The 9,608-nt window shown below is 67.8% G+C and carries 8 protein-coding genes; all 8 read left to right on the forward strand.

Annotated elements, in window-relative coordinates:
- Window positions 1-213 precede the first annotated feature (213 nt).
- The 8 genes from GH2_RS02825 (at window position 214) to mraY (ending at window position 9,608) form a co-directional block, all read left to right on the forward strand.
- Complete coding sequence (locus tag GH2_RS02825) at window positions 214-747, forward strand: SAV_6107 family HEPN domain-containing protein (RefSeq protein ID WP_066162811.1); 534 nt, start codon at window positions 214-216, stop codon at window positions 745-747.
- Between the two features lie 109 nt (window positions 748-856).
- Complete coding sequence (locus GH2_RS02830; protein ID WP_066162814.1) at window positions 857-1,276, forward strand: SCO2097 family morphological protein; 420 nt, start codon at window positions 857-859, stop codon at window positions 1,274-1,276.
- Window positions 1,277-1,773: 497 nt separating this feature from the next.
- Complete coding sequence (gene mraZ, locus GH2_RS02835; protein WP_066162816.1) at window positions 1,774-2,211, forward strand: division/cell wall cluster transcriptional repressor MraZ; 438 nt, start codon at window positions 1,774-1,776, stop codon at window positions 2,209-2,211.
- A 222-nt stretch (window positions 2,212-2,433) separates the two neighbouring features.
- Window positions 2,434-3,429, forward strand: coding sequence for a 16S rRNA (cytosine(1402)-N(4))-methyltransferase RsmH (gene rsmH / locus GH2_RS02840; RefSeq protein ID WP_066162818.1), 996 nt, complete (start codon window positions 2,434-2,436; stop codon window positions 3,427-3,429).
- Window positions 3,430-3,434: 5 nt separating this feature from the next.
- The gene (ftsL, locus tag GH2_RS02845) at window positions 3,435-4,262 is read left to right on the forward strand and encodes a cell division protein FtsL (protein WP_239588667.1); all 828 of its coding nucleotides are present in this window, start codon (window positions 3,435-3,437) and stop codon (window positions 4,260-4,262) included.
- A gap of 21 nt (window positions 4,263-4,283) precedes the next feature.
- On the forward strand, window positions 4,284-6,200 hold the full coding sequence (locus tag GH2_RS02850; RefSeq protein ID WP_066163301.1) for a peptidoglycan D,D-transpeptidase FtsI family protein: 1,917 nt from the start codon (window positions 4,284-4,286) through the stop codon (window positions 6,198-6,200).
- Window positions 6,201-6,414: 214 nt separating this feature from the next.
- Window positions 6,415-8,451 (forward strand): UDP-N-acetylmuramoyl-L-alanyl-D-glutamate--2,6-diaminopimelate ligase, encoded by a 2,037-nt coding sequence (locus tag GH2_RS02855; protein WP_372434496.1) that lies wholly within the window; start codon window positions 6,415-6,417, stop codon window positions 8,449-8,451.
- A 65-nt stretch (window positions 8,452-8,516) separates the two neighbouring features.
- Window positions 8,517-9,608 carry a phospho-N-acetylmuramoyl-pentapeptide-transferase gene (gene mraY / locus GH2_RS02860; RefSeq protein WP_066162824.1) on the forward strand — a complete coding sequence of 364 codons (1,092 nt, stop codon included), beginning with the start codon at window positions 8,517-8,519 and terminating at the stop codon, window positions 9,606-9,608.

The following is a 9,608-nucleotide window of genomic DNA, read 5'->3' on the forward strand; positions in this document are numbered from 1 at the left end:
CACACCGGATACGCTTTCAGCAATCGAACTGATGTTCGCATCGGTTCGAGAGACCTGATGGCCCGGCGGTGGGGAAGACACCGCCGGGCCATTGGTGTTCTTCCCAGTGTGACGATCGCCGGCGACGATCGCGGACCGAGAATGTCAGACCCTTCTGCGATGGTGTCGTCATCAGCTCGGGACAGGCCGGGGCGGATACGGAGGAACAGGGACATGTCGAGTACTGCAGGGAGTGCCGGGCGCCGACCGTCGTCAGCGCGTCTCGCGGTGGTTCCGTCGTCCACAGGTGCCGCGCGGCCGGCGACGGCCGACCCGCACATCGTTCACCGCAGTCGCGACCTTCTGGAACGCGCCGAGGTGCTGTTCGATCAAGCGGCATCGGTCGATGACGACGGCGCCGAGCGTTTCCGGCTGTTCTACTTGACGGCGATTCGCGCTGCAGGCGCGATTCTGGAGATCTATGAGCCGACGGGCAAGGTACGACGGCGCCGCGGGGCGACCGACGCCTGGAGTCGAATCAAGGCCCGGGCGCCCGAGTGTGCCGAACTCGCCGACTACTTCGGCGGGCTGTCGACCATGCGCTCGCAGGTGGAGGCCGGTTTGGTGAAGGCCGTCGATCCGACCTTCTGTGCGCGTGTCGAGCGGCGCGCGGTCGAATTCCTCGATGTAGCCGACGCCACTCTGCTGGCCTATGAACAGGGCAAATTGGCTCCCAAACGCGGCGTGTCGAGGTCGACGGTGGCATGATCGACATCCAACAGTCGACAATAGTGGTCGTTGCGGGCGCGGACTCGTATCATGGAGTCATAGGGGTGAGACTCCGACAACTCGCCCACGAGTCAGTAAGGGAGGAGCGGTGCCGCTTTCCGAGCACGAGCAGCGCATGCTCGATGAGATAGAGAGCGCTCTCTACGCCGAAGACCCGAAGTTCGTGTCGAGCGTGACCCGTCACAAGGTCGGCTTGCCGAACGCGCGTCGTCGGCTCGTGGTGGCGCTCGGCTTCCTGGCTGGACTCGCCCTGTTGGTCGGCGGGCTGATGGTCGACGTGGAGATCGGCGGACTCAAGGTCTTGAGTTTCGTCGGATTCCTCGTGATGTTCGGCGCCGCGGTCTACGGACTGATGGGCGGACGCAGCGCGGCGTCCGGACCCGCCTCGGGTTCGGCGTCTACTAAGAAGAAGAACGGCAAGGCCTCCGGTGCAAGCGGCGATTCACTCAGCCGACGCATGGAAGACCGATTCAATCGACGATTCGAGCGCGACGACAGGGACCTCTAACCTCTGACGCGCCGCGGCACAGTCCGCGGCCGCGATCGACACGGAGCGGGACCGCACCTTCGACACCGAAGGTGCGGTCCCGCTCTTTTGTGCGTCCTTCCCGCGTACGCGGATCGCCCGGCGCCGGCCCGGATCCCCACCTCTCCCCACCTCGGATCCTCCGCTCTCCCCACCCTGCATCCCCACCGTCCCCCACCGCGATCCCCACTTCTCCCCACCGCGATCCCCACTTCTCCCCACCGAGGACTTGGAAGAGCTCCCACCTGCCACTTCAGTGATGTCTTGTCACTTGGGCCTCGCGATTCGACGCGCCGGACATGCCAACAGTTTCCTGAGAATCCTGCGAGTCACAATCCTGTGACCTGGGAGTATGGGGAGTGGTGGTGGAACTGTGGGGCGCGATGGGGAGAAAGTGGTGGGAAGTGGGGTAGTGTGGGTCGCACTGGGAGAGAGGATCCGGAAACCACTCCACCCGGGAGGGCAAGGGAGGTGTCGGCGTGGCTCGTTTCGTCGGCACGTACACCCCGAAGCTCGACGACAAGGGGCGGCTCACGTTGCCCGCGAAGTTTCGAGATTCACTGGCGGGAGGGGTCATGGTCACACGGAGTCAGGACCGCAGCCTGTCGGTGTATCGGGTCGACGAGTTCGATGTCATCGCCGAGAAGGCGGTCCAGGCGTCGAGCAACGATCCGGAGGCGCGAGCCTTTGTTCGGTACTACTTCGCGGGTGCCGACGAACAGCGGCTCGACGCCCAGGGGCGGGTGAACTTGTCGGCTGAACACCGCGACTACGCATTCCTCACCAAGGAGTGCGTCGTCATCGGCATGTACGACCATCTCGAGATCTGGGACGCGCAGAAGTGGCGTGAGTACCAGGCGGCCCACGAGGAGGCGTTCTCGAACGCAGGCTCGACGGCCCTCGACGCGATCCTCTGACGGCGCGCGTCCACGAATTGAACATCGGAGATGACGACTCGCTGCGGTGAGTCGAGGCCTCGGCCCGATCGACCCTGACGTACTTCCCCAACGCCAGGTGCGCTCGGGCGGGGACCCCGCTTCACCGCAGCGATTCTCGAATCGAGAATCGACGCCGACATCTCCGAATGCCGCAGGGGGCGGCAGAGTTTCTGCCAGCACGAACCACGGGAGGGAGCGCGGGTGAACGCACCGCAGCAAGGCGAACACGGGCACGTTCCCGTGATGGCCGATCGCATGTTCGCGCTGCTCGAGCCCGCACTCACCCGTCTCGCCGCAGACGGCTCGGGCGCAGTCCTCGTCGACGGGACCCTCGGCGCAGGCGGCCACACCGAATACTTCCTCGATCGACTCGCGGGTCTGCATGTCGTCGGCATCGACCGCGACACCTCGGCGATCGAGATCGCGTCGTCGCGACTGGCACGGTTCGGCGATCGGGTCGAATTCCATCACCACCGGTACGACGAGATCGCCGACGTGGTCGCCACGACCGGACGACCGAGCGTCGACGGGGTCCTCCTGGACCTCGGAGTCTCCTCGATGCAGCTCGACCGAGCCGATCGGGGCTTCGCGTACTCGATCGACGCGCCGCTGGACATGCGGATGAACCCCGACGACGAGCTCACCGCCGCAGACGTCCTCAACACCTACGACCACGGCGCGCTGGCGCGCGTGCTCAGCGAGTACGGCGAGGAACGGTTCGCGGGCAAGATCGCCTCGGCGGTCCTCCGCGAGCGTTCGAAAGAACCCTTCACCACCAGCGGTCGTCTCGTGGAACTGCTGTACGCGACGATTCCGGCCGCCACCCGTCGGTCCGGTGGGCACCCGGCCAAGCGCACGTTCCAGGCACTGCGGATCGAGGTCAACCACGAACTCGACTCGCTGCGCGGAGTGATCCCGGCGTCGCTCGACGTCCTGGCGGTGGGCGGGCGCCTCGCAGTGATGAGTTATCAGTCGCTGGAGGACCGCATCGTCAAGCGCGATTTCGCCGCCGCCGTCGCGAACACCACGCCCGCGGGCCTGCCCGTGGACCTGCCGGGCACCGCTCCGGCGTTCACCCTGATCACTCGGGGTGCCGAACAAGCCAATGCTGCTGAACGGGAAGCCAATCCCCGTTCGGCGCCGGTCCGCATCCGGGCCATCGAACGGATCGCTGCAGACGGAAAGGGACGACAGTGACACTCGTGGACACTCGCACCGCCGGGAAGCGCGAGAGTTCGGTGCGACGAGGGCGCGGCGGTCAGTCCGTCGCGGCGGAGCGTCCGTCTCGATCCAAAGCCGCGCAGCGAGCACTCGATCGTCGTACCCGGCGGCACGGTGCGGGCGGCCGCCTCCCGATCACCGGCCGCAAGATCGCAGGTGTCCCGTTGGTGGTGCCCATTCTCGCGCTGGTGCTCGGGACGTTGGCATTGACGCTGGTGCTGACCACAAAGTCCGCGCAGGACTCCTACGCGATCGACGCGCTGCGAGAACAGAATCAGGAACTGCAGGCGGGCGCGGACTCACTGAAGCAGCAGGTCGACGCGGGTGACTCGGCACCGGCATTGGCCAAGGCCGCGGCACAGCAGGGCATGGTGCCTGCGACGGACTCGGCCGAGATCATCGTCGGCGCCGACGGCAAGGCACGGCTGCGCGGGACACCGAGCCCGGCCGCGGGGGAGGCTCTTCCGGACCTGAACCCCGAGCCCGATCCCGTCGACAAGATCGACAAGAGCAAGGTGGACGACTCCGAGGGCCTCGGCGGCTCGTCGTCGGACCGGCAGCCGTCGACCACGGCGCCGTCGACGACCCAGCCGTCGACCAGTGCGCCGGGGACGTCTCAGCCGTCGACCGCCCAGCCGTCGACGAGCACCCCGGCGCCGAACCCCCGGCCGACGACGAACCCGACACCGTCCACCAACCCCGCGCCTTCGACGAACACGACACCCGATGTCCGCAGGCAGGCGGGTCAGGCGACGAATGTGGTGCCGCGTTCCGCCACGCCGCAGTCCAATACCGTGCCGACGCGCTGATGCAGGAGAGAATCGGTGATCATGACCCGAACCCGATCCCCGCGCTCAGCTGAGCCGAGGTCGGACGGTCGCGGCTCCGGCGCCACACGCACCGCAGGCGGCACACCGCCGTCCGGCCCACCGCGATCGCCGCGCGCCTCGGACTCCTGGTCGGCGAAGTTCATCGGCCGCCAGCGTGTCCTCTGGGTGTTGATCGCGATCGTCTGCCTCGCCATCAGTGGGCGGATGGTCTACGTCCACGTGATCGCGGCCGACTCGATCTCGGCGCAGGCCGCACAGCAGCGCTCGATCACCAACATCCTGCCCGCCATCCGCGGCAGCATCGTCGACCGCGCCGGCCGCCTGCTGGCTCACTCCGACGACGCGCGTGCCCTGACGTTCCAGCCCAAGGCGGTGCGGAAGCAGATCGCCGAGGCGCACGCGAAGGATCCGGCGGTGCCGGACGTGGACACCAGACTGGGGCAGATCGCCGACGGGGTCTCGTCGGCGCTGGGCGGCAGCATCTCGTCCGAGGACCTCCTCACGCAGTTCAAGTCCGATAAAGACTTCGTGTACCTGGCACGGCTGGTCTCCATCGAGACCACCAAGCAGATCCAGGACCAGTACCCCGAGGTCGGCGCCGAACGACAGAGCAATCGCCTCTACCCGGGCGGATCGCTCGCGGCGAACATCGTCGGTGACGTCAACTTCGACGGCAACGGCTCCATCGGGCTCGAGTCGTCGCTCGACTCGGTCCTCGCGGGCACCAACGGCACCGAGACCTACGACCAGGGGCGCGGCGGCGGCGTCATCCCCGGCAGCAAGCGCAATGTGCATCCGGCGGTCGACGGCCAGACCGTGCATCTCACGATCGATTCGGACCTGCAGTGGTTTGTGCAGAGCCAGGTGAATCTCGCCAAGAAGCGGTCAGGCGCCCACAACGTGTCCGCGGTGGTGCTCGACGCCAAGACCGGCCAGGTGCTGGCGATGGCGAACGACGGAACCTTCGATCCATCGCGCCCCCTGTCGGAGCAGGAGGACGCCTTCCTCGGCAACCGGCCGGTCACCTCGCCGTTCGAGCCGGGATCGGTCAACAAGATCATCACCGCGGCGGCGGCGCTGGAGTACGGCCTGACCACACCCACCGAGATCCACCAGGTCCCCGGGTCCATCCGGATGTCGGGGATCACCGTCAACGACGCGTGGGTCCACGGCACCGAGCCGTTCACGACGACGGGCATCTTCGGCAAGTCGTCGAACGTCGGGACGCTGATGCTGGCCCAGAAGGTCGGGGAGGAGCGGTTCGCCGACATGGTCGCCAAGTTCGGCCTCGGTGAGCGGACCGGAATCGGGCTGCCCGGCGAGAGCCCGGGCGCCGTGCCCGCCCTGAGCCAGTGGTCGGGCGGCTCGTTCGCCAACCTGCCGATCGGGCAGGGCTTGTCGACCACGCTGCTGCAGATGACGTCGATGTATCAGGCCATCGCCAACGGCGGCGTCCGCATTCAGCCGCGGATCATCGCCTCGGAGGACGAGGCCGCCGCCGGCGTCGAGCCGCCGAAATCGGTCCGCGTGGTGAGCCCGAAGACCGCGAAGACGGCCCTCGACATGTTTCGCGCCGTGATGCAGGACGATCCCAGCGGAGTCCAGAGCGGCACCGGCGCCAAGGGCGCCATCGCCGGCTACCAGACGGCGGGCAAGACCGGCACTGCCCAGCAGGTGGATCCCAAGTGCAACTGCTACTCGCGAAGCAGTTACAACATCACCTTCGCCGGGATCGCGCCCGCCGACGACCCGCGGTTCGTCGTCGGCATCATGATGGACAACCCGGTCCGCAGTTCGGACGGCACCGGCGGACAGTCGGCCGCGCCACTGTTCAGCACCGTCGGCTCGTGGTTGTTGCGCCACGACAAGGTGCCGTTCTCGTCACGTCCCACTCCGCAGCTGCGTCTGATGGGGTGAACGACGCCGAATCCACGGTAGATTCGATGCGTTGTGAACCGTCAGGATGCTCGGAGACGAGCACGACGGACGAGACAGGTTGAGGCGGAGGTCTGAGGTAGTGGTGGAGCCGCGATCCGGCGACAACGATAACCAACAGCGGGGTAACCAACAGCGGGGTAACGACGAGCGCGGCAGCGACGTGACTCGGCGCGCGGTGATCCGACCGACCGAGGTGCGGCCGGTGCCGTTGAGCACGCTGGCGCATGCCGTCGAGGCGACGCTCGACGGCGACGACGTCGACCTCTGCGGTGTCACCCTGCGGTCGCAGGACGCCGGGGACGGCGATCTGTTCGCCGCCTTGGCCGGAGGTGCGACGCACGGCGCCAAGTACGCGGGCCAGGCAGTGGACGCGGGAGCGACGGCGATCTTCACCGATCCTGCCGGACTCGAGGTGATCCGCGCCGACGACCGACTGGCCGCAGTGCCGGTGCTCGTGCATCCGACGCCGCGCGCGGTGCTCGGTGCGGTGTCCTCGCGCGTCTACGGCGATCCCTCGGCGCAGATGACGCTGATCGGCGTCACCGGTACCTCCGGCAAGACGACGACGTCGTATCTCGCGGAGGCGGCCCTGCGCCAGGCCGGCCGGGTGGTGGGCCTGGTCGGGACCGTCGAGGTGCGGGTCGACGGGACCGTGGTGCCGACGACGCTCACCACGCCGGAAGCGCCCGACCTGCAGCGATTGTTCGCGGTGATGCGTGAACGCGGCGTCGACACCGTCGTCATGGAGGTGTCCAGCCACGCGCTGGCGCTGGGGCGCGTCGACGGAAGCCACTTCGCTGTCGGCGGCTTCACCAATCTCTCGCAGGATCACCTCGACTACCACCGCACCATGGACGCGTACTTCGAGGCCAAAGCGAAACTGTTCCAGGCCGATTCGCCGACCCAGGCGCAGCAGGCGGTGATCTGCGTCGACGATGAGTGGGGCACGCGGATGGCCCAGGTGGTCGCGGACGCGGGGGAGTCGGCAGCCACTGTCTCCACCCTCGGGTCCGGAGACTGGTCCGTCACCCGGACCGTCCGGTCGGATCCGGGATCGCAGACCGTGCTCATCGCGACGCCACAGGGCAGCGAACTGGAGATGACGGTCCCGCTGCCGGGCGCCTACAACGTGGCGAACGCGCTGCTGGCCGTCGCGATGGTGACCGCGGCCGGCGTCGACACGGAGGTGGCGATCGCGGGGTTGACCGCGGTCGCGGTTCCCGGACGACTGGAGAAGGTGGAACGCGGACAGGACTTCCTCGCCGTCGTCGACTACGCGCACAAGCCCGCAGCCGTGGAGGCGGTGCTCGCCACGTTGCGCGCACAGACCTCCGGTGCGGCGGCGCCGGGTCGAGTGGGCGTCGTGCTCGGCGCAGGCGGCGACCGCGACACCGAGAAGCGTCCGCTCATGGGCGCGGCGGCGGCCCGCGGCGCCGACCTGGTGGTGATCACCGACGACAACCCCCGCAGCGAGGACCCCGCAGCCATCCGCGCCGCGGTGGTCGCCGGTGCCCGCGGCGCGCAGACGTCCGCCGAGGTCCGGGAGATCGGCGGCCGCCGCGAGGCGATCGCCGCAGCCGTCGACTGGGCGCAGCCGGGCGATATCGTGCTCGTTGCAGGCAAGGGCCACGAGACCGGCCAGGAGATCGCCGGCGTGAAGCATCCGTTCGACGACCGGGTGGTTCTCGGCGAACTGCTCGATGCGCGCGTCAGTGCGCGCGACGACATCCCGCTGCGGGTGTTGGTGACCGATCCCGCGGCCGGGATCGACGAGGCGCGGCGGTTGGTCCGTGAACTGGTGACCCTCGCCGCGGACACCGGTGTCGGCAGTGCTCATCGACTGCCGGGCACGGACGCCGCGCACCGTACGTGGGTGATCGTCGGCGAGTTCCCCGCCGTCGACGACCGTGACGAGAACGCCCGCTGCCTGGAACACGACGGGCTCGGCAGGCAGATCGTGCGATTGGCGATCGACAAGGTGATCTCGGTCGGCGACGACGTCCGGACGGTGCGGGCGCTGCACCAGGGCGCCGTGATGGAGGGGTCGTGGGGCGACGAAGCCGAGTCGGTTCGCTCGATCGACGACGCGATCGCTCGTCTGCGCGACGACCCGGCCGACGCACCGAGTCCGGGCGACATCGCACTCGTCGCCGGTGGTGACCTCGGCGACGCACTCGTGCGGTACTGGCGTGACGAGGCCGGATTCGAGGTCGAGGTGCTCACCCGATGAGCGGGCCGACCTGCGGTGCACGCTAGATTCGTAGTTCGAAGAATACCGACGAGTAAGGACATGCAGTGACCCAGATACTGATCGCGGGCGCGATCTCGCTGGCAGTGTCGATTCTGCTGACGCCAGTGCTGATCAAGGTGTTCTCGCGCCAGGGATTCGGTCAGGAGATCCGGATCGACGGCCCGCAGAGCCACCAGTCCAAGCGCGGCACGCCGTCGATGGGCGGCGTGGCGATCGTGGCGGCGCTGTGGTTGGGATACCTGGGTGCACACCTGTTCGGTTACATCGACGAGGGAAGCGGCCCGTCGGCGTCGGGCATGCTGGTCCTCGGTCTGGCGACGGCCTTGGCCGCCGTCGGTTTTCTCGACGACTTCATCAAGATCTACAAGTCGCGGAACCTCGGCCTGAACAAGACGGCCAAGTCGGTGGGACAGATGGTCGCGGCGATCATCTTCGGCATCCTGCTGCTCCAGTTCCCGAACGCCGAAGGGCAGACTCCGGCCAGCGAGTACCTCTCGTACACGCGTGACATCAACGTCATCTCGCTCGGCGCCGTCGGCTTCGTGCTGTTCTGCTGGCTGGTGGTCGCGGCGTGGTCCAACGCCGTCAACTTCACCGACGGCCTCGACGGGCTGGCCGCGGGGTCGGCCGCCCTGGTGATGGGCGCGTACGTGCTCATCACCTTCTGGCAGTACCGCAACCCGTGTGCGCCGCTTCCGGCGAACGCCGAGAACGCGAGTGCCTGCTACGACGTGCGCGATCCGCTCGACCTCGCGATCATCGCGGTCGCTGCGGGCGGCGCCTGCCTGGGCTTCCTCTGGTGGAATGCGGCGCCGGCCAAGATCTTCATGGGTGACACCGGCTCCCTGGCCCTCGGCGGCCTGGTCGCCGGACTGTCGTTGACCACCCGCACCGAACTGCTGATGGTCGTCATCGGCGCGCTGTTCGTCGCCGAGATGATCTCGGTGGTCCTGCAGATCCTGTTCTTCCGCACCACGGGCAAGCGGATCTTCCGGATGGCGCCGTTCCACCACCACTTCGAGTTGGGCGGGTGGGCCGAGACCACGGTCATCATCAGATTCTGGTTGTTGACCGCGATCTCCTGCGCCCTCGGCCTGTCCCTGTTCTATGGCGAGTTCATCTCGCACGCCGCCTGA

It is taken from the genome of Gordonia hydrophobica NBRC 16057, assembly GCF_001592365.1.
GTDB classification, from domain to species: Bacteria; Actinomycetota; Actinomycetes; order Mycobacteriales; family Mycobacteriaceae; genus Gordonia; species Gordonia hydrophobica.

Coding starts and splice junctions, on each gene's coding strand:
- GH2_RS02825 (WP_066162811.1), top strand. CDS start 214: ATGTCGAGTACTGCAGGGAGTGCCGGGCGCCGACCGTCGTCAGCGCGT.
- GH2_RS02850 (WP_066163301.1), top strand. CDS start 4,284: ATGACCCGAACCCGATCCCCGCGCTCAGCTGAGCCGAGGTCGGACGGT.